This window comes from Nocardioides albertanoniae (genome assembly GCF_006716315.1).
Taxonomy (GTDB): Bacteria; Actinomycetota; Actinomycetes; order Propionibacteriales; family Nocardioidaceae; genus Nocardioides; species Nocardioides albertanoniae.
In genome coordinates this window covers 1,491,525-1,509,809 of the sequence record NZ_VFOV01000001.1, presented here as the reverse complement: position 1 = coordinate 1,509,809, position 18,285 = coordinate 1,491,525, and the positions used below count along the sequence as shown (strand labels likewise).

Below are 18,285 nucleotides of genomic sequence, written 5' to 3'. Positions count from 1 at the left end.
AGCGCGGGGGTGTGGTCGATCGTGATCAGGAGGCGAAGGCGGCGTCGATGTAGTCGTCGACGTTCTCCTCGGTCACCACCGGGGCGAAGAGCTGGATGCTGCGCGGCACCTCGTTCTCGACGAGGTCGGACATCGCCTTCTGCTGCACGAGCAGGCGAGCCGTCCTGATCCCGTCGGCGCCCTGCGTCGAGGGGTAGATGACGGTCGCCTTGAGCACGCCGTCGCCCGACTTGATGGCGTCCATCGCGTTGCGCGAGCCCGCGCCGCCGATCATGGTGAACTCGTCACGGCCGGCGTTCTCGATCGCGGCCAGCACGCCGACGCCCTGGTCGTCGTCGTGGTTCCAGAGGAAGTCGATCTTCGGCGCGGCCTGGAGCAGGTTGGACGCCACCTTCTCGCCCGACTCGACCGTGAACTCGGCCGCGACCCGGTTGTTGACCTTCAGACCGCACTTCTTGAGCGCGTCGGCGAAGCCCTTGCTGCGGTCCTGGGTCAGCGGGAGCGAGTCGATGCCGGCGATCTCGGCGACGACGGCGTCGCTGTTGTCGCCGGCCTCGCTGCAGACGTACTGGCCGGCGGAGACGCCCATGCCGTAGTTGTCGCCGAGGATCGTCGCCCGGGCGGCGTTGGGGTCGTCGAACTCGCGGTCGACGTTGATGACCGGGATGCCCGCCTCCATGGCTTTGAGGGCCACCGGCGTCATCGCGGCGCCGTCGAACGGCAGCAGCACGATCGCGTCGACCTTCTCGTTGATGAACGTCTCCACCTGGCTGATCTGCAGGTTGACGTCGTTGGTGCCCTCGGCGACGCGGAGGTCGATGTCGTCGTACTTCTCGGCCTCTGCCTCGGCGGCGTCGGTGATGGCCGCCATCCAGCCGTGGTCGGCGGCCGGGGCGGAGAAGCCGATGACGACGGTGTCGCCCTTCTCGTCGTTGGAGCCGGCCTTGGCCTCCGAGGTGCCGCCGCCGGTGTCCTTCTCGGGCGGGTCGTTGCTGGGCATGCAGGCGCTGAGGCTGATCAGCGTGGCGCCGGCGGCCAGGGCGACGCCGAGGCGCCGCAGGTTGCGGGTCGGCCGAGAGATCGTCGGCAGTGAAATCATGATGAGGCTCCTTGCTGTGGGCTGGCGGTGCCGAGAGGGAGAGAGGCAGGCGTACGTCAGGGGCTGGTGCGTCGCGCGAGGCGCTGCTGCAGGAGCACGGCGACCACGATGATCAGGCCCTTGACGACCGACTGGGCCGAGAACGAGAGGTTGTTGAGCGTGAAGATGTTCGACAGCACCGTGAAGATCAGCACGCCGAGCACGGTGCCGACGATGGTGCCGCGACCGCCGGAGAGCAGCGTGCCGCCGATGACGACGGCGGCGATCGCGTCGAGCTCGTAGAGGGTGCCGTGGGTCGAGCTGCCGGTGGTGGTGCGCGAGACCAGCATGATCGCGGCGATGCCGCAGCAGGCGCCGAGGAGCACGTAGAGCATCATCGTGTGGCGCTTGACGCTGATGCCGGCCAGCCGGGCGGCCTCGGCGTTGCCGCCGACCGCGAGCGTGCGTCGCCCGAAGGTGGTGCGGTTGAGCAGCACCCAGCCGAGCGCGGCGACGATCGCGAAGATCCACACCAGCACCGGCACGCCGAGGAGATCACCGGACATCGCCTCACGGAAACCCGGCACGTCGACGATCTGCGTCTTGCGGTCGGAGATGAGCTCGGCGAGCCCCCGGGCGCTGGCCAGCATCGCCAGGGTGGCGATGAACGGCACCACCCCTCCGTAGGCGATCAGCAGGCCGTTGACCAGACCACAGCCGGCGCCGACGAGCACCGCGGTGAGCGCCATGACCGACCAGTGGGAGTCGGTGGCCATCACCTGCGTCGACAGCGCGGTGCACCAGACCGAGGAGAGCGCGACGATCGCTCCGACCGAGAGGTCGATCCCGCCGCCGGCGATCACGAACGTCATCCCGATGCTGACCACACCGATCACGGCCGCGAGCCGCAGGATCGTCATCACGTTGTCGATGTCTGCGAACCGGTCGCCCCCGGTGACGACGCCGACCAGGCACAGCAGCGCGAGCGCGATGACCAGGCCGAGATCGCGCCCGGCGGTGGTGCGCACCATGCGCAGGAACCCCTGGTCGGCGATCTCGTCGCTGCGTACGGCCTCACGCTCGACACGGGCGCTCTCCGCCGCGGGCGGCGCCGTCGGCGCGGTCGGCGTCGTGGGGGTCTCGCTACTCATGCGACCTCTCCTTCCATCACGAGGTCGAGGACCCCGGACTCGTCGATCTCGGTGGCCGGCCCCTCGTGCACGACGCGGCCCTCGCGCACCACCAGCACCCGGTCGGCCAGGCCGAGCACCTCCTCGACCTCGCTGGAGACGACCACGACGGCGACGCCGTCGTCGGCCAGCCGGCGGATCAGCTTGTAGATCTCGCTGCGGGCGCCGACGTCGACGCCGCGGGTCGGCTCGTCGAGGAGCAGCACCTTGCACTCGCGCAGCAGCCAGCGAGCCAGCACCACCTTCTGCTGGTTGCCGCCGGACAGGGTGCGCACCGGCCGCTCGACACCCGTCGGGCGTACGTCGAGGGAGCCGCTGAGCTCCTCGGCCCGCGCGCGCTCGGCGGAGTCGTCGAGGAAGCCGCCGCGGGCGAACCGGCCCAGCGAGGAGACCGTGATGTTGCGGTAGACCGCCTGGTCGAGCAGCAGCGCCTGGCTCTTGCGCTCCTCCGGAGCGAGGCCGACGCCGGCCGCGACCGCGGCGCGCACGGATCCCTTGCGCAGCTTCCGTCCGGCCACGCTGACGGTGCCGGCCGAGGCCCTGCGCGCTCCGTAGACCGTCTCCAGGATCTCGGAGCGGCCCGAGCCGACGAGCCCGGCCAGGCCGACGATCTCACCCGCGCGTACGTCGAAGGTGACGTCACGGAAACGACCCTCGCCGGCCAGCTCGCGCACCTCCAGGACAGGGTCGGCGGCCGAGCGGTCACCCTCGGGACGGGGCGGGAAGACGTATTCGATCGCACGGCCCGTCATCAGCTTGATCAGCTCGGCGGTCGGGGTGTCCTGGGCGGGAAGGCCGGTGGCGACGGTGCGGCCGTCCTTGAGCACGGTGATCCGGTCGCCGATCTCGCGGATCTCCTCGAGGCGGTGGGAGATGTAGACGATCGCGACACCCTCGGCGGTGAGGTCGCGGATCACCCGGAACAGGTTGCGCACCTCCTCCTGGTCGAGCACCGCGGACGGCTCGTCGAGGATCAGCAGCCGGGTGTCGTGGGAGAGGGCGCGCGCCATGCTGACGATCTGCTGCGCGGCCGGCGAGAGGTCGCCGACCAGCGCGCTCGGGTCCACCTCGGAGTGACCGAGGCGCCGAAGGATGTCGCGGACGCGGCCGGTGGCCTCCGACGTACGCGTGAAACCGCCGCGAGAGAGCTCGCGACCGAGGAAGACGTTCTCGGTGACGGTGAGGCCGGGCACGAGGTCGAGCTCCTGGTAGATCGTGCTGATGCCGAGCCTCATCGCCGCGACCGGCGTCGCGAGCCGGACCGGTTCACCGGCCCAGGCGATCTCGCCCTCCTCGGGCTGGTAGGCCGCCGAGAGCACCTTGATCAGCGTCGACTTCCCCGCTCCGTTCTGGCCCAGCAGGCAGTGCACCTCGCCTGCACGCACGTCGAGATCGACGCCGCTCAGTGCCAGCACGCCGGGGAACCGCTTGACGATGCCACGCATGCGCAAGAGCTCACCTGGCTCTGCGCCCTGTGGCTGCGCACCGGACTGCTCGGTCATCGGACCCCTTCCTCGGGGCCGGCAACGGCCCTCCTGTGATGACGATCACAGCGCCATCTCGCTCAAAGTAAGGGCCGTGCCGAGCGAGCACAAGAGGTTCGCGACACATTTCTCAAAGTTGTAGTCAAACTTTGGCAAGTTCTCGGACAAAGTCCAGAGACGCCTCTCCCGAGGGCGTTCCGAAGCGGGCCATGCGGGCCCGCGCGCTCTGCTCGGGTCAGGCGCGAGCGTCGTGGAACGGCGCGTACACCGAGCCGCTGATCAGCCTGGCCGCACCGATGACCCCACCCTGGTCGCCGAGCTCGCTGATCACGATCGGCAGGTTGCCGGTGGCCAGCGGCAGCGAGCGCCGGTAGGTGACGCTGCGGATCTCGGCGAGCAGGGCATGGCCCAGACCGGTGACCCGGCCGCCGATGACGATCAGGCTGGGGTTGAAGAACGAGACCAGGCTGGCCAGGACCTGCCCGACCCCGTGGCCGCTGTCGCGGATGAGCTGGAGGGCGTACGCATCTCCGCGCGCGACCGCGACGCCGATGTCCGCGGCGCTCAGCTCACCCTGAGCCTCCAGCAGCTCGGCCAGCACCGGGCTGCGGCCGGTCCTGGCGGCGGCGCGCGCGTCACGGGCGAGTGCGGCACCGCCGGCGTAGGCTTCGAGACAGCCGGTGTTGCCGCACGCGCACAACGGGCCGTCGTCGCTGATCCGGATGTGGCCGATGTCGCCGGCGCACCCGTCCACCCCGCGGTAGAGGTCGCCGTCGACGACGATCCCGCAGCCGATGCCGGTGCCGATCTTGACGTAGAGGAAGTCGCGGGCGGCGCGGGCGACACCGGCGTGCTGCTCCCCCACCGCCAAGACGTTGACGTCGTTGTCGAGCACCACCGGGCAGCCGAGCTCGCGGGCCACGGCGTCGCGCACGGGATAGCCGTCCCAGCCGGGCATGATCGGCGGCGAGACCGACACTCCCCGATGGAAGTCGACGGGACCAGGCACGCCGATGCCGGCGCCGAGCGGCTCGTCCACGCCGGCCTCGGCCATCACCGCGCGCGCCTCGTCGAGCGCCACGGCCAGCACGATCTCGGGCCCCTGACGGATGTCGCAGTCGACCGAACGAGCGGCGAGCACGGCCAGCCGACCGTCGGTGATGCCGACCGAGAGCCCGGTGGCGCCGATCGAGATGCCGAGGAAGCGGATGTCGGGGTCGAGGTCGACCAGCTTCGAGCGTCGCCCACCGTTGGAGGCGGCGCGGCCCACCTCCTGGGCCAGCCCCAGCTCGCCCAGCCGGGTGACCTCGGCCGCGATCGTCGTGCGCGAGACGCCCATCCGGTCGGCCAGCTGCACCCGCGAGAGGGGACCTTCATCACGGAGCAGCTCGAGGATGCGCGCCTGCATCGGGCTCTCGGCCCGACCAGCGAGTGAGTGCAGCACGCAGCGATCCTCGCACGCGGCCGCCGAGGAGGGCAGTGATGCCCGCCCCGGCGACCGACGGATCAGGTCGTCCGCACGGGCTGCGGCGCCAGGTCACGGCCTGCCCCGGAGCGCGACTCCCCACGGACCACGACCGCGATCGCGACGAGGAAGACGATCTGGAGCAGCGTGCGCGGGATCAGGTGGTCGACCCACTCGGTGATGAGCCCGTGGGTGGCGGCGTAGACGTTCGCGGGGAACATCACGACGAGCATCAGCCCGAGGGCGATCGCCGCCGCCCGGGTCGTCGGCCGCACCAGCAGACCGATCGCGCCGAGCAGCTCGAGCACGCCGGTCACCGAGACCAGCAGCCCGGGCTCGGGCAGCGACGGCGGCACCATCGCGATCAGCTCCTCGCGCATGCCCACGAAGTGGGCGATCCCGGTGGCCGTGAACATGGCGGCGAGCCCGAACCTCGACGCGTTGGCCCAGGTGCGCGCACCACCCAGCGGCGTGAACCGCACCAGGGCCGTGACAACCATCAGAATCACCAGCGGTGCCATCGGATCTACCCTTCTCCGGAAACTTGTCACTGACAAGACTGCCGGTCACCGTAAATCTTGTCAATGCCTAGATCGGTCGCCTAGAGTCGCCCCATGCCCACGGACCGCTACCACCACGGCTCGCTACGGCGTGCCGTCCTCGACGCCGCGGTCGAGGTGATCGCCGAGTCGGGCCCATCGGCCCTCAGCCTGCGCGACCTCGCCCGTCGAGCGGGCGTCTCCCACGCCGGCCCCGCACACCACTTCGGCTCCAAGCGGGGCGTCTTCACCGCGCTCGCGGCAGAAGGCTTCGCCCTGCTCGCCGAGCGGCTCGAGAGCGAGAGAGGGTCGATGGCCGACCTGGGCGCGGCGTACGTGCGGTTCGGGCTCGATCATCGAGCCCACTTCGAGGTCATGTTCCGGCCCGACCTGTTCGACGTGGACGACCCGTCCGTGCTCGAGGCGCGCCAGCTGACGTGGTCGCTCCTGAGCGGATCCGCCCGCGCGGCGACGACCTACACCGACCAGGTCTCCCCCGAGGTGACCGAGCTCGGCGCCTGGGCGCTCGTGCACGGTTTCGCGACGCTGGCGGCCGGCGGCGCCATCAGCACCCACTCCCCCGACGCGTTGACCGACATCGTCCGAGAAGCCGCGTCGATGATGTTCCGCGAGGGTCAGAACAGCTGACGAAGGTTGGCCCTGGCGAGGTCGAAGAGCTCGTCGCCCCGCCCGGAGAGCACCGTGCGCAACGCGTACAGGGTGAACCCCTTGACCTGCTCGGCGGTGATCGCGGGCGGGATCGAGAGCTCCTGCCGCTCGGTGATCACGTCGAGGAGCGCCGGGCCGTCGTGGGCGAGGATCTCGGCGACGGCGTCGGGAAGCTCCTCAGCGTGCTCGACACGGCGCGCGTGGATGCCCATCGCGCGCGCCACGTCGGCGAAGTTGGGGTTGGCCAGGTCGGTGCCGTAATTGACGAACCCGGCGGCCTTCATCTCCAGCTCGACGAAGTTGAGCGAGGAGTTGTTGTAGACCACGAGCTTGGCGGGCAGCTTGTTCTGGACGAGCGTGATCAGCTCGCCCAGGAGCATCGTCAGGCCACCGTCACCGGCCAGGCCGATGACCTGCCGGTCGCGGTGGGCGGCCTGGGCGCCGATCGCGTGCGGCAGCGCGTTGGCCATCGAGCCGTGGGTGAAGGACCCGATCAGCCGGCGGCGGCCGTTCATGGTCAGGTAGCGCGCCGCCCACACCACCGGCGAGCCGACGTCGGGCACGAAGACCGCGTCGTCCGCGGCCGCCTGGTCGACGAGCCTGGTGAGGTATTGCGGGTGGATCGCCTTGCCACGCTTCGAGGGCGTCGCGAGCTCGTCGAGGCTGGCCCGGGTCTTGCGGTAGTGATCGAGCGAGTCGTCGAGATGGTCCCGGTCGGTCTGGCGCTCCAGCAGCGGGAGCAGGGCCCGGGCGGTGTCCTTCACGCTCCCGACCAGACCGATGTCGACGGGGTGGCGCCGGCCGATCTGCTCGCCGCGGATGTCGACCTGGATCGTGGTCGCGTGCTCGGGGAAGAACTGCCGATAGGGGAAGTCGGTGCCCAGCATCAGCAGCGTGTCGGCGCGGTCCATCGCCCGGTAGCCGGAGGCGAAGCCGAGCAGGCCGGTCATGCCGACGTCGAAGGGGTTGTCGTACTCGACGTGCTCCTTGCCCCGCAGCGCGTGCACGATCGGCGCGCCCAGCGCGTCGGCGAGCGCGATCAGCTCGTCGTGGGCGCCCGCGGTGCCCGCGCCGGCGAGGATCGTGACCCGCTTGCCGTCGTTGAGGGCGGCGGCCGCTCGTTCGATCTCGCCGGAGGCCGGCACGGTCCGTGACAGGCTCGGGGTGATCGCGGTGACCCGCTTGGTGACGGCCTCGGCGAGGGCCACGTCGCCCGGGATCACCACGACCGCGACGCCCCGCTTCTCGATGGCGGCGCGCATCGCGACCTCGAGCACGTGCGGCATCTGGCTCGGGCTGGCGACGTACTCGGTGTAGACCGAGGCCTCGCGGAACAGCTCCTGCGGGTGGGTCTCCTGGAAGTAGCCGGTGCCGATCTCGGCGCTGGGGATGTGGGCGGCGATCGCCAGCACCGGCACCCGTGAGCGGTTGGCGTCGTAGAGGCCGTTGATCAGATGGAGGTTGCCCGGTCCGGCGCTGCCGGCCGCCACCGCCAGCTCGCCGGTCGTCGCGGCCTCGGCGGCCGCCGCGAACGCACCCGCCTCCTCGTGGCGGACGTGCACCCACTCGATCGTGCCGTCCTTCCGCAGCGCATCGGTGAATCCGTTGAGCGAGTCCCCCGGGATGCCGTAGACGCGGCGGATGCCGCTGGCGGTGAGCGTGGCCACGATCTGCTCTGCGACGGTCGACATGCTGCCAACCTATTCCACGACCACCGGTTCGGGGGCCAGGACAGCCATGATCCGCTCGGCGACCTCCTCGATCGAACCGAGGCCGTCGACGCTGACGAGCACACCCCGATCGAGGTACGCAGCGGCCAACGGCTCCGTCTCGGCGGCGTACACCTCGAGCCGCCGGCGGATGACCGGTTCGGTGTCGTCGGCACGCCCCTGCTCCTGCGCCCGGAGCAGCAGGCGGCGTACGAGCTCCTCGGAGTCGGCCTCGAGCAGCACTACCGAGTCGAGCTCGACACCGCACCGCTCCAGCATCGCGTCGAGCTCGGCGACCTGCTGGGGCGTCCGCGGATAGCCGTCGAGCAGGAAGCCGTCGGCGCAGTCGGCCTCGGCGAGCCGGTCGGCGACCATCGCGTTGGTGACCTCGTCGGGCACGTAGTCGCCCGCGCTCATGTAGGCGTCGGCCAGCACGCCCAGCTCGGTGCGCTGGGCGACGTTCGCCCGGAAGATGTCACCGGTCGAGATCGCCGGCACGCCGAAACGAGCGGCGATCGTGGTGGCCTGGGTGCCCTTGCCCGCACCCGGCGGGCCCATCAGAAGCAGTCGCATGCGGTGGGGAGCCTTTCGTCGTCACTCGCGCCGGAGGCCCGGCGATCACACCTGGTCGCAGGCTAGGCGCCGCACCGCTGCAGTCACGTTGCACGATGGGGAGCCTCGCCCTCGGGCGGGTCGATACCCTCCGACCAGGCAGGGCCAACTGCGACCTGCTCGCAGGGTGTGCAGCGGACCCCAGGTCGGGACAGTGACAAGGACATCAATCCTTGGAGGTTCTCATGTCCGCTGAAACCACCGTCCCCGACGGCAATCCCGCCCTCATCGGGGTCCCGACCTTCCTGGTCGGCTCCGTGGCCCTCGGCCTCGTGCTGACCGGCTTCGTCCCCGCAACCGCGGTCGCGGCGTCCATCCCGATCATCGCCACGGCGACCGCATTCGGGCAGGGCATCGCCGCGATCTGGGCGACCCGTCTCAACCAGAACGCCGTGGCCGCCATCTTCGGCATCTTCACCGGGTTCTGGTCGAGCTACGCCGCCCTCGTGCTGGGCCTGACCCACGGCTGGTTCGGCATCCAGGCCGCCGACACGGCCCGGACCCAGGAGCTGTTCCTCGGATCCTGGCTCGCCGTCATCGTGCTGCTCACCCTGGCCACCCTGCGGCTGCCGCGCGCCTTCACGGTGCTCTTCGGGCTGATCGACCTGGCGCTGCTGCTGGTGCTCCTCGGCACCGCGCAGGCCAGCACGCTCCTCACCCAGCTGGGCGGCTACACCGTGTTCGCGTTCGTCATCGTGGGGGCGTACCTGTTCCTCGACGCCATGTCCCAGGCCACCGGAGGCCGCGCCCTTCCGCTCGGTGCCCCGGTCCGCGCCTGAACGGGCGCGACAGCGCCGGCCGGAGCGGGGCCGTGGTGGAGTGCCGGACGGCGCCCCACCACAGCCCCGCACCGTAGGCGAGGTCGTCGAGGCGGCGCAGAGCGGTGTAGGTGAGCGGGTCCAGGTCGGGTCGGGATCGTGACCAGTCGGCCAGCCCGTCGAGCAGGGCCGCGGCGACCCAGGCGCGCCGGATCCGCCGCGACGCCAGGGCGGCCGGGATCATGACCGGCCACCAGTGTCTGTTCATCGCCGCGGCACACTGCTTGGCCGAGGCCGCCAGGCCGTACGGCACGAGACGGGCAGCGACGATCCCGGGGTGTTCGCTCTGTCGCATGGAGCGCGCGGTCCTCGCGAGCACCGCGGCACCGATCCCGGCGCCGATGCCCAGCGCCCACGGGCGCTGCGCCACCAGGACAAGACCGACCGCGACCGTGAGGGGCGCGACGATCACCGGCGCGACCGCGTCGTGGTGACGCATCGCGAGGGGCGCCGCGCTGGTGCCGTAGAACGCCTTGCGGGTGAGCCAGCCGGCCGCCGTGCCCCGGTGCTCGTGCGCGACCCGCGACTCGGGCACGTAGCGGACGAGCCACCCCTGCTCGACGGTCCTCCAGACCAGGTCGACGTCCTCTCCGACCCTCATCGCCTCGTCGAACCCCTCCCCGAACGCGGCCGTTCGGCCGACCAGGCAGGCGGAGGGCACATACGGGACCGGTCCGCCGGGCACGACCAGGGCGGCTGCCGCGCCGAGGTCCAGCGAGGAACGCACCGACTCGTAGCGGTCGATGCGGCTCAGGCGTACGCCCGGCCCGAGCCCGCGCTCGAGCGCGACGATGCGCGGAGCGGTGATCCCGACGGCCGGGTCACCGACCTGGACGAGCAGCGGCTCCAGCCAGCCATCGACCGGGACGACGTCGGAGTCGATGAAGGCGACCAGCTCCGTGCGTACCGCCCTCAGCCCGGTGTTCCGGGCCGCGGCGGGGCCGCGGGACTGGTCGTGGCGCAGCAGGTCGGCGCCGGCGGCCGCCGCGACCTGCTCGGTCTCGACGGGGTCGGACGATCCGTCGTCGACCACGATGATGTGGAGCCCCGCCAGCGCCTCCAGCAGCCGGGCCAGGGCGGCGGGCCGGTCCTTGACCGGAACGACGACGGTGACGTCCGCACTGCCCGCGCGCCGCGGAGACCATGCGATCTCGGCAAGACCTCGGTCCAGGAGCAGACGGCCCAGCCGAGCGGTTCGCGGCGAGTCGACGACCATCTCGCCCTCGCCGAGCGCCTCGACCGCGGCCGCCTTCAGGAACAGCATCCGGGCGGGCGCGCCACCGTAGAGCGCCCGGCCCTCCTCACCGCGCCACGTGCTCTGGAGCAGCCTGAGCACCGTCCCACGGGGCAGCTCGCGGATCATGTCGTGAACCCACCGTCGACATGGAGCACCGCACCGGTGACCGCACCCGATCGCGGCGAGCTGAGCCAGCGCACCGCGTCGGCGATCTCGTCGGGTTCGAGGACGCGTTCGACGAGGTGACGTTCGGCCAACGGTTCGACGGAGTCGAGGCCGTAGAGGGCAGCGGTCGCGGCGAGCATCTCGGTCCGAGTGCTGCCCGGCGACACCACGGTCGCCGTGATCCCGCTGCCGCGCAGGTCGGCAGCGAGGCCACTGACGAGTCCCACCACCGCGTGCTTGCTGGCGCCGTACGCCGTGAGCTGCTGCAGACCCCGATGGCCGGCCGCGGAGGCGATCGCGATGAACCGCCCCGAGCGTGGCGGCTCCGCCCGGAGCATGAGCGGCACCGCAGCCGCGGCGAGGTTCCAGACCCCGCGCAGGTTGACGTCGAGCATGACGTCGAGCTCGCCCTCGGGCGCCTCCCACATCGCGTGTCCTCCAGCGACCGCCCCCGCGGCGGCGACGACCACGTCCAGCCGCTGGTGGGCAGAGTCGATGGACTCGATCAGGCGACCCACCGCCGCACCGTGACGTACGTCGATGATCGCGGTGTCGACCCGACCGGGCGACCTGGACTCGAGGTCACGAAGGGCTTGCTCGCGGCCGGGTCGGGACGCGGCCCCGGGCATCGGCGCGCACGCGTCGACACCGACGACGTGGAAGCCGTCCTCCACGAGGCCGGCGACGATCGCGCCGCCCATGCCGCCCGCGGCACCGCTGACGAGTGCGACCGGACCGGGTGTCATACCGACGCCGCCACCCGCAACCGTCCGGCACCGTCCGCCCGGCCGATCAGCACGGCATCGGCCGCCGCATCGACCAGCTCGGACAGGAGCCGCTCACCTTCCTGCGCAGAGGCGCCCGCCGGATCACCGAGCACCCCGTTGGGAGACACGGCCCGGACTCCCCCGGCGCGCAGCATCGGCAGGAGCAGGTCGACCGGCTCGGTCGCGCCGGCCTCGGCCCGCTCATGACGTACGTCCCCCGGCGCGAGCGCCGACACCAGCGAGGTCTCCGTGCGGCCGGCGTGGGCGTCCCCACCTGCGACCTCGCACGGGATCCAGGCAGCGTCGCGGCCCTCGTAGACCAGCCGCCGCACGGCGCTGGCCACCGCGGGCGCATTGCCACCATGGCCGTTGACGAAGACGATCCGGTCCGCCCACCGCGAGATCGAGCGGCCGAGCTCGAGCACCACGGAGTGCAGGGCGTCATGGCCGATGTCGACGGTGCCCGGGAAGTGCTCGTGCTCGCCGCTCGCCCCGTAGGGCAACGCCGGCGCCAGGACCGCGTGGACCCCGGCGGCCACCAGCCGTGTCACCGTGCGCTCAGCGACGGCAGCCGCCACCGCGGCGTCGGTCGCGAACGGGAGGTGCGGACCGTGCTGCTCGCACGAGCCCGTCGGCACCACGACGACCTCGACGTCCTCACCGACCTCGGGCCAGGTGGCGTGCGCGAGCTCCATCTCAGGCGCCCAGGGTGCGGGTGAACCCAGACGGGATCACGATGTCGTCGGCGCTGAGCTCGGCCAGGCTCGACTTCCCCATGCCGAGCAGCGCCGAGTCGGCGCCGCTGCGCAGGATGTCGAGGACGTTCTCCACCCCGGCCTGGCCGTTCGCGGCCAGCCCCCACAGGTAGGCGCGACCGATCATCACGGCACGGGCGCCGAGGGCGACCGCCTTGATGACGTCGCTCCCCCGGCGTACGCCGCCGTCGAGCACGACATCGACCTGGTGACCTACGGCGTCGGCGATCGAGGGCAGCACCCGGATCGGTGCCGGCGTGCTGTCGAGGTTGTTGCCGCCGTGGTTGGAGACCGAGATCGCCGTCATGCCGGCGTCGACGGCACGCTTGGCGTCGTCGACGCGGCAGATCCCCTTGAGCATGACCGGGCCGTCCCACTGCGAACGGAGCCAGGCGAGGTCCTCCCAGGTGGGCAGCGGCGTCTGCATCCACTCGTAGTAAGCGCCGAAGAAGGTCGGCGCCTCCTCCCCCGGGTCGACCAGGTTGGGCACCGTCAGGTCGGGGACGTAGCCGGCGCGCGCGAAGCTGGAGAGCCACTTCGGCCGGGCGAGCGTCTCGGGCGCGAAACGCACCATCGCCTTCAGGTCGAGCTTCTCCGGGATCGCCGGGCTGCCCCAGTCACGCCCCATCGAGAAGGACCAGTCGGTGGTGAGGATCAGACCGCGGGCACCGGCCTCCTTGGCCCGCGAGATCCGCTTGAGGATCGCGTCACGACTGCCCAGCCAGTAGATCTGGAAGAACGTCTGAGGGTTGGCCGCGACCACCTCCTCCACGGGCTTGCTCGCGAACGAGCTCAGGCCGGTGATGGTGCCGCGGGCGGCAGCCGCGCGGGCGATGGCGACCTCGCCGTCCGGGTGCACGGCCTGTACGCCGGTCGGCGAGCAGATCACCGGCAGCGAGATCTCCTCGCCCATGACGGTAGTGGCCAGATCGCGCTTGTCCGACAGTCCTGCGCAGTGGGGCGCGAAGCCGAGCTCGGCGAACGCGGCGGTGTTGTCGTCATAGCTGACCCCGCGCTCCGAGCCCGCGAGCAGCGCGCTGTAGACGGACTTCGGGAGACGCTTCTTCGCCCGGCGCTGGGCCTCGAGGACGGTCTCGAACCAGATCTTCGACATGACATTGACTCCTATACAGGGCTCTCGTTGCAGAACCGGTCGGGCAGCTTGGTCGGCCTGCCGGGCATACCCAGCAGGACCGCGTCGGACCGCGAGTGGTCCTGGGACGGCTGCGGCAGACCGGAGCCGTCCCGGTTGGCGAGCGCGACCTGGCTGTTGCCCTTGACGCACTCCGGGTCCGGCCCGTCCAACGGCAGACCGGTGAAGAACTTGGCCGCCATGCAGCCGCCGCGGCACGCGTCGTACGCCGAGCACGACATGCAGGCGCCGCCGGAGGTCGGCTCGCGCAGCTCACGGAAGAGTGTGGACTCCTGCCACACCTTCTTGAAGCCGCCGTCGGTGAGCAGGTTGCCGGCCAGGAACTTGTCGTGGATCGCGAACGGGCAGGCGTAGACGTCGCCGACCGGGTCGATCAGGCAGACCACACGGCCGGCGCCGCACAGGTTCAGGCCCGGGAGGGCATCTCCGAAGGCGGCGAGGTGGAAGAAGGAGTCGCCGGTCAGGACGCGCTCGCCCTTCTCGACCAGCCAGTCGTAGAGGTAGCGCTGGTCCTCGGCGGTGGGGTGCAGGTCGTCCCACACGTCGGCGCCGCGACCGCTGGGGCGCAGCCGGGTGATGCGGAGGGTCGCGCCGTACCGGTCGGCCAGCTCCTGGAACTCGTCGAGCTGGCGTACGTTCTCGCGGGTGACGACGACGGAGATCTTGGCGTCGGTGAAGCCGGCCTCCTGGAGGTTCGCGAGCGCCCGGACGGCCATGTCGAAGGAGCCGCGACCGCGCACCGCGTCGTTCACCTCGGCGGTCGCGCCGTCCAGCGAGATCTGCACGTCGACGTAGTCCGAGGCGGCCAGCTGGGCAGCCCGCTCCTTGGTGATGCGTACACCGTTGGTCGAGAACTTCACGCCGACGTCGTGCGAGACCGCGTAGTCGAGCAGCTCCCAGAAGTCGGGACGTACGGTCGGCTCACCTCCGCCGATGTTCACGTAGAAGACCTGCATCCGCTGCAGCTCGTCGATGACGGCCTTGGCCTGGTCGGTGGAGAGCTCGCGCGGGTCGCGGCGGCCGGAGGACGAGAGGCAGTGCACGCACGCCAGGTTGCAGGCATAGGTGAGCTCCCAGGTCAGACAGATCGGAGCGTCGAGGCCGTGCTCGAACTGGTCGATCAGCCGGGGTACGGGCTGCCTCTCGGTGTGCTGGTCCAACAGGGTCATGACGCGATCGCCTCCTGGCGTTGGCTGATCATTCCGGAGCGGGCAAGGGCGGCGAGGGCCGCGAGGTGTTGCGGGCGGTCGGCCTCGGCGACACCGACGGCGTCGAGCGCGCCGAGTGCCGAGGCCGACTCGTCCAGCGCCTCCACGACCCGCACGAGCGCAAGGTCCTTGAGGAACGAGAGCCGCCGCGAGCCGAAGTCGTAGACGAGGGCGCCGAACGGCTCGGGCCGGATCACGACGCTGGGCGAGCGGCGCCAGGCGCCCTGTGGGTCGAAGGAGGTCATGGTCTCGTCCTTCTCAGTAGACGCCGCACATGCCGTCGATCGAGACCTCCTCGACGAGGAGGTCCTCCTCGATCAGGTCTGTGTCGACGTCGGTGGAGCTGGGGAGGTGAGCGGACATGTCAGGACTCCTTCGTGTGGTTGATGCACCGGTCGACGATGCACTGACGAAACCGACGTTAGAGAGCGACGGCCACGCTCAGCGCCGTCCGGAAGTGCACATCGACCTGTCCGTTCGGAGGGGTTCGACGAGCGGCCTCGAGCCTCGTCCCGCGGCCCCTCTCCGAACGGACAGGAGGGCGCCGGGCCGACCGATCAGGACCCCCTGCTCGCAGCGGATGGTTTGCGCTTCCAGGCCTCCCGCAGTGGCTGTGACGCGGCTTACGTTCGAGCACGTCATCAGTCCAAACAGGAGGTTCCCCAATGCAGGTTGACGAGCTGCTCAAACCCTTCCCGATCAAGGAGTTCCACCCGTTCCCGCGGGCGCTGCTCGGTCCCGGATCCCACGAGCTGATCGGTCCCGAGGCGATCAAGCTCGGGTTCACCAAACCGCTGGTCATGACGTCCGGTCTCCGGGGCACGAACATCGTGCAGAAGATCGTGGACTCGCTGAAGTACCACGGCCTCGACGCGGTGGTCTACGACCAGGTCGAGTCCAACCCCAAGGACTACAACTCCATGGACGCCGTGGCGTTGTACCAGCAGAACAAGTGCGACTCGTTCATCTCCATCGGCGGTGGATCCTCGCACGACGCCTGCAAGGGTGCCCGCGTCTCGGTGGCCCACGACGGCCGCAACGTCAACGAGTTCGAGGGCTTCAACAAGTCCGAGAACCCCAACAACCCTCCGCACATCGCCGTGTCCACCACGGCCGGCACCGGTTCGGAGACCTCGTGGGCGTACGTCATCACCGACACGACCACCGACCCGGACAACCCGCACAAGTACGTCGCGTTCGACGACGCCTCGGTCGCCACCCTCGCCATCGACGACCCGGTGCTCTACTTCGACTGCCCGATCGACTACACCGCCCAGTGCGGCTTCGACGTGCTCGCGCACGCCTCCGAGCCCTACGTCTCGCGTCTGAACTTCGAGCCCTCGCTCGGCAACGCGATCCGGGCCATCAAGCTGACCGCGGAGAACCTGCGCGAGGCGGTCTGGAACGGTCAGGACCTCAAGGGCCGCGAGGGCATGATGTATGCCCAGTACATCGCCGCCCAGGCGTTCAACTCCGGCGGTCTGGGGATCATCCACTCGATCTCGCACGCGGTCTCGGCGTTCTACGACACCCACCACGGCCTGAACAACGCCATCGCGCTCCCCCGCGTGTGGGCGTTCAACATGCCGGCCCAGTACGGACGGTTCGCCGACATCGCCGAGGCGATGGGTATCGACACCCACGGCATGACCAAGCCGCAGGCGGCCGACGCCGCGCTCGAGGCCGCGATCCGGCTGCTGCGCGACGTCGGGATCCCGGAGCGCTTCGTCGACGTCACCAAGGACAGCTACTCCAAGAACCGCCTCGGTGAGGGCCCGACCAAGTACTACGAGAACGCGAAGGTCATCAAGGGAGACGCCGCCGACGTCGACCGCATCACCAACCACGTCCTCGGCGACGCCTGCACCCCGGGCAACGCCAAGGAGTGCACCTTCGAGACGGTCCGCCCCGTCGTCGACCACGCCATGAACGGCGACCTCGACGACCTGCTGACCTGATCGTCGCGATCCCGCCGGTCGGCCCGGCCGGCGGGATCCCCACCTGCTCGGTCCGGCCTGGGAGGCCGGGGCATGTGCCCCCGGGCCGGACCGACTCCACGACCTCCCAGACATCTCGATCCACCGACATGCCCGCTCTCATGCCCATCCGCTGCCCGCTGCCCCGTCGCCCCAGGAGGCACCCATGAACGCACAGCCCGTCGAACCCCTCGAGTCCGCCGACGTCCCCGAGCCCACCACGCACGCAGGCTTCGAAAGCGTCGCCGACGTCATCGACCAGTTCACCGACCAGGGCTACCTGGCCGACGAGCGCCTGGCCACCACCGTCTTCCTCCAGACCCATCTGGACAAGCCGGTCCTGCTGGAGGGCCCTGCCGGCGTCGGGAAGACCCAGCTCGCCAAGTCGCTGGCCGCCGTGACGGGCCGCAAACTGCTGCGGCTGCAGTGCTACGAGGGCCAGGACGAGACCACCGCGCTCTACGAGTGGGACTACGGCCGCCAGCTCCTCTACACCCAGCTCATGCGCGAGAAGATCGGCTCGCTGGTCGCCGACGCCCCCGATCTGACCTCGGCGGTGGAGGCGATCGCGACCGAGGAGAGCGCCTTCTTCTCCGAGCGTTTCCTCGCCGCGCGACCGCTGCTGGAGGCCATCCGCTCCGAGGAACCCGTCGTGCTGCTGATCGACGAGGTCGACCGCGCGGACGAGGCGCTCGAGGCCGTGCTGCTCGAGCTGCTCGCCGAGTATCAGGTCTCCGTGCCCGAGCTCGGCACCTTCGAGGCCGTCCACCTCCCCTACGTCATCCTGACCTCCAACAACAGCCGCGACCTCTCCGCCGCCCTCAAGCGCCGCTGCCTCCACCTCTTCCTCGACTACCCCGACGCCGAGCGTGAGCTGGAGATCATCCGGTCCAAGAAGACGGGCCTGTCCGACGAGCTCGCGCGACAGCTGGTCGACGTCGTACGCGGCCTGCGGGAGCTCGACCTGCGCAAGGCGCCGAGCATCTCCGAGACCGTCGACTGGGCGCGCACCCTCGCGGTCCTGGGTGCCGAGGAGCTGAGCGCCGAGACGCTCGCGGCGACCGCGAACGTCGTGGTGAAGTACGACCGCGACCTCAAGCGCACCCTCGAGGCGCTGCCACGCCTGGTCGACCCGAACGCCGACCCGGACCTCCACCAGGGCCACGGTCACGGACATGGTCACGGGCACGGCGATCACAGCCACGGTGACCACAGCCACGGTGACCACAGCCACGGTGACCACAGCCACGGTGACCACAGCCACGGTGACCACAGCCACGGTGACCACAGTCATCAGGGCGGTCAGGACGAGCCCGACGGGGTAGCCGAGCGGCGCGCGAAGGACCAGCCGGGACGCCACGACGAGGCCTACTACGGGACCGGCACCATGGGACCGGCCCGCTCCGTGTCCGCCGGCCAGGGCGCTCGCGCGTTCGCGAGCCGCCGCCGGCCGTTCTGAT

The 18,285-nt window shown here is 70.6% G+C and carries 18 protein-coding genes; 4 read left to right on the top strand and 14 right to left on the bottom strand.

Annotated elements, in window-relative coordinates; translation table 11 throughout:
* Window positions 1–25: 25 nt before the first annotated feature.
* The 5 genes from FB381_RS07215 to FB381_RS07195 all read right to left on the bottom strand — a co-directional run bounded on the left by FB381_RS07215 (window position 26) and on the right by FB381_RS07195 (window position 5,717).
* Complete coding sequence (locus tag FB381_RS07215) at window positions 26–1,099, bottom strand: substrate-binding domain-containing protein (protein ID WP_141779665.1); 1,074 nt, start codon at window positions 1,097–1,099, stop codon at window positions 26–28.
* 56 nt (window positions 1,100–1,155) lie between these two features.
* On the bottom strand, window positions 1,156–2,229 hold the full coding sequence (locus FB381_RS07210; protein ID WP_141779664.1) for an ABC transporter permease: 1,074 nt from the start codon (window positions 2,227–2,229) through the stop codon (window positions 1,156–1,158).
* Entirely contained in the window at window positions 2,226–3,770 is a 1,545-nt protein-coding gene (locus tag FB381_RS07205; RefSeq protein ID WP_211352347.1) for a sugar ABC transporter ATP-binding protein, read from the bottom strand. Before FB381_RS07205 ends, FB381_RS07210 begins: the two co-directional genes overlap by 4 nt.
* A gap of 217 nt (window positions 3,771–3,987) precedes the next feature.
* Window positions 3,988–5,196, bottom strand: coding sequence for an ROK family transcriptional regulator (locus FB381_RS07200; RefSeq protein WP_246087997.1), 1,209 nt, complete (start codon window positions 5,194–5,196; stop codon window positions 3,988–3,990).
* Between the two features lie 62 nt (window positions 5,197–5,258).
* Window positions 5,259–5,717, bottom strand: coding sequence for a DoxX family protein (locus FB381_RS07195; protein ID WP_211352346.1), 459 nt, complete (start codon window positions 5,715–5,717; stop codon window positions 5,259–5,261).
* A gap of 114 nt (window positions 5,718–5,831) precedes the next feature.
* Between FB381_RS07195 and FB381_RS07190 the strand changes: the two genes are divergently transcribed.
* Window positions 5,832–6,404 carry a TetR/AcrR family transcriptional regulator gene (locus FB381_RS07190; RefSeq protein ID WP_141779662.1) on the top strand — a complete coding sequence of 191 codons (573 nt, stop codon included), beginning with the start codon at window positions 5,832–5,834 and terminating at the stop codon, window positions 6,402–6,404.
* On the opposite strand, the gene poxB is transcribed toward FB381_RS07190, so the two are convergent.
* Together poxB and FB381_RS07180 are read right to left on the bottom strand one after the other, a co-directional pair.
* Complete coding sequence (poxB, locus tag FB381_RS07185) at window positions 6,392–8,116, bottom strand: ubiquinone-dependent pyruvate dehydrogenase (protein WP_141779661.1); 1,725 nt, start codon at window positions 8,114–8,116, stop codon at window positions 6,392–6,394. The genes FB381_RS07190 and poxB overlap by 13 nt on opposite strands.
* A 9-nt stretch (window positions 8,117–8,125) precedes the next feature.
* Window positions 8,126–8,707, bottom strand: a complete 582-nt coding sequence (locus FB381_RS07180; protein WP_211352345.1) for an adenylate kinase — start codon at window positions 8,705–8,707, stop codon at window positions 8,126–8,128.
* A 224-nt stretch (window positions 8,708–8,931) separates the two neighbouring features.
* Between FB381_RS07180 and FB381_RS07175 the strand changes: the two genes are divergently transcribed.
* A complete protein-coding gene (locus FB381_RS07175) occupies window positions 8,932–9,525 on the top strand; it encodes a GPR1/FUN34/YaaH family transporter (RefSeq protein WP_141779660.1) in 594 nt (197 codons plus the stop codon).
* On the opposite strand, the gene mftF is transcribed toward FB381_RS07175, so the two are convergent.
* Genes mftF through mftA form a run of 7 tightly spaced genes read right to left on the bottom strand, consistent with a single transcriptional unit; the run spans window position 9,437 to window position 15,212 of the window.
* Window positions 9,437–10,927, bottom strand: a complete 1,491-nt coding sequence (mftF, locus tag FB381_RS07170) for a mycofactocin biosynthesis glycosyltransferase MftF (RefSeq protein WP_141779659.1) — start codon at window positions 10,925–10,927, stop codon at window positions 9,437–9,439. The two genes, FB381_RS07175 and mftF, sit on opposite strands and share 89 nt — an antisense overlap.
* A complete protein-coding gene (locus FB381_RS07165; RefSeq protein WP_141779658.1) occupies window positions 10,924–11,712 on the bottom strand; it encodes a mycofactocin-coupled SDR family oxidoreductase in 789 nt (262 codons plus the stop codon). The genes mftF and FB381_RS07165 overlap by 4 nt, the downstream gene beginning before the upstream one ends.
* A complete protein-coding gene (gene mftE / locus FB381_RS07160) occupies window positions 11,709–12,428 on the bottom strand; it encodes a mycofactocin biosynthesis peptidyl-dipeptidase MftE (RefSeq protein WP_141779657.1) in 720 nt (239 codons plus the stop codon). Before mftE ends, FB381_RS07165 begins: the two co-directional genes overlap by 4 nt.
* Window position 12,429: 1 nt before the next feature.
* Window positions 12,430–13,602: a pre-mycofactocin synthase MftD gene (gene mftD, locus FB381_RS07155; protein WP_141779656.1), complete on the bottom strand. Its 1,173-nt coding sequence runs from the start codon at window positions 13,600–13,602 to the stop codon at window positions 12,430–12,432.
* Between the two features lie 11 nt (window positions 13,603–13,613).
* Window positions 13,614–14,810, bottom strand: a complete 1,197-nt coding sequence (gene mftC, locus FB381_RS07150; RefSeq protein ID WP_141779655.1) for a mycofactocin radical SAM maturase — start codon at window positions 14,808–14,810, stop codon at window positions 13,614–13,616.
* Window positions 14,807–15,094, bottom strand: coding sequence for a mycofactocin biosynthesis chaperone MftB (mftB, locus tag FB381_RS07145; RefSeq protein WP_141779654.1), 288 nt, complete (start codon window positions 15,092–15,094; stop codon window positions 14,807–14,809). Before mftB ends, mftC begins: the two co-directional genes overlap by 4 nt.
* Window positions 15,095–15,107: 13 nt before the next feature.
* Window positions 15,108–15,212 (bottom strand): mycofactocin precursor MftA, encoded by a 105-nt coding sequence (gene mftA, locus FB381_RS07140; RefSeq protein WP_141779653.1) that lies wholly within the window; start codon window positions 15,210–15,212, stop codon window positions 15,108–15,110.
* 302 nt (window positions 15,213–15,514) lie between these two features.
* Between mftA and mdo the strand changes: the two genes are divergently transcribed.
* Together mdo and FB381_RS07130 are read left to right on the top strand one after the other, a co-directional pair.
* On the top strand, window positions 15,515–16,807 hold the full coding sequence (gene mdo / locus FB381_RS07135; protein ID WP_141779652.1) for an NDMA-dependent methanol dehydrogenase: 1,293 nt from the start codon (window positions 15,515–15,517) through the stop codon (window positions 16,805–16,807).
* 184 nt (window positions 16,808–16,991) lie between these two features.
* Complete coding sequence (locus FB381_RS07130) at window positions 16,992–18,284, top strand: AAA family ATPase (RefSeq protein WP_141779651.1); 1,293 nt, start codon at window positions 16,992–16,994, stop codon at window positions 18,282–18,284.
* Window position 18,285 lies beyond the last annotated feature (1 nt).

Excerpts from the sequence above, each read along its gene's own strand:
- FB381_RS07215 (WP_141779665.1), bottom strand. The coding sequence starts at position 1,099 with ATGATTTCACTGCCGACGATCTCTCGGCCGACCCGCAACCTGCGGCGC.
- FB381_RS07210 (WP_141779664.1), bottom strand. The coding sequence starts at position 2,229 with ATGAGTAGCGAGACCCCCACGACGCCGACCGCGCCGACGGCGCCGCCC.
- FB381_RS07205 (WP_211352347.1), bottom strand. The coding sequence starts at position 3,770 with ATGACCGAGCAGTCCGGTGCGCAGCCACAGGGCGCAGAGCCAGGTGAG.
- FB381_RS07195 (WP_211352346.1), bottom strand. The coding sequence starts at position 5,717 with ATGGTTGTCACGGCCCTGGTGCGGTTCACGCCGCTGGGTGGTGCGCGC.
- FB381_RS07190 (WP_141779662.1), top strand. The coding sequence starts at position 5,832 with ATGCCCACGGACCGCTACCACCACGGCTCGCTACGGCGTGCCGTCCTC.
- poxB (WP_141779661.1), bottom strand. The coding sequence starts at position 8,116 with ATGTCGACCGTCGCAGAGCAGATCGTGGCCACGCTCACCGCCAGCGGC.
- FB381_RS07180 (WP_211352345.1), bottom strand. The coding sequence starts at position 8,707 with ATGCGACTGCTTCTGATGGGCCCGCCGGGTGCGGGCAAGGGCACCCAG.
- FB381_RS07175 (WP_141779660.1), top strand. The coding sequence starts at position 8,932 with ATGTCCGCTGAAACCACCGTCCCCGACGGCAATCCCGCCCTCATCGGG.
- mftF (WP_141779659.1), bottom strand. The coding sequence starts at position 10,927 with ATGATCCGCGAGCTGCCCCGTGGGACGGTGCTCAGGCTGCTCCAGAGC.
- FB381_RS07165 (WP_141779658.1), bottom strand. The coding sequence starts at position 11,712 with ATGACACCCGGTCCGGTCGCACTCGTCAGCGGTGCCGCGGGCGGCATG.
- mftE (WP_141779657.1), bottom strand. The coding sequence starts at position 12,428 with ATGGAGCTCGCGCACGCCACCTGGCCCGAGGTCGGTGAGGACGTCGAG.
- mftD (WP_141779656.1), bottom strand. The coding sequence starts at position 13,602 with ATGTCGAAGATCTGGTTCGAGACCGTCCTCGAGGCCCAGCGCCGGGCG.
- mftC (WP_141779655.1), bottom strand. The coding sequence starts at position 14,810 with ATGACCCTGTTGGACCAGCACACCGAGAGGCAGCCCGTACCCCGGCTG.
- mftB (WP_141779654.1), bottom strand. The coding sequence starts at position 15,094 with ATGACCTCCTTCGACCCACAGGGCGCCTGGCGCCGCTCGCCCAGCGTC.
- mftA (WP_141779653.1), bottom strand. The coding sequence starts at position 15,212 with ATGTCCGCTCACCTCCCCAGCTCCACCGACGTCGACACAGACCTGATC.
- mdo (WP_141779652.1), top strand. The coding sequence starts at position 15,515 with ATGCAGGTTGACGAGCTGCTCAAACCCTTCCCGATCAAGGAGTTCCAC.
- FB381_RS07130 (WP_141779651.1), top strand. The coding sequence starts at position 16,992 with ATGAACGCACAGCCCGTCGAACCCCTCGAGTCCGCCGACGTCCCCGAG.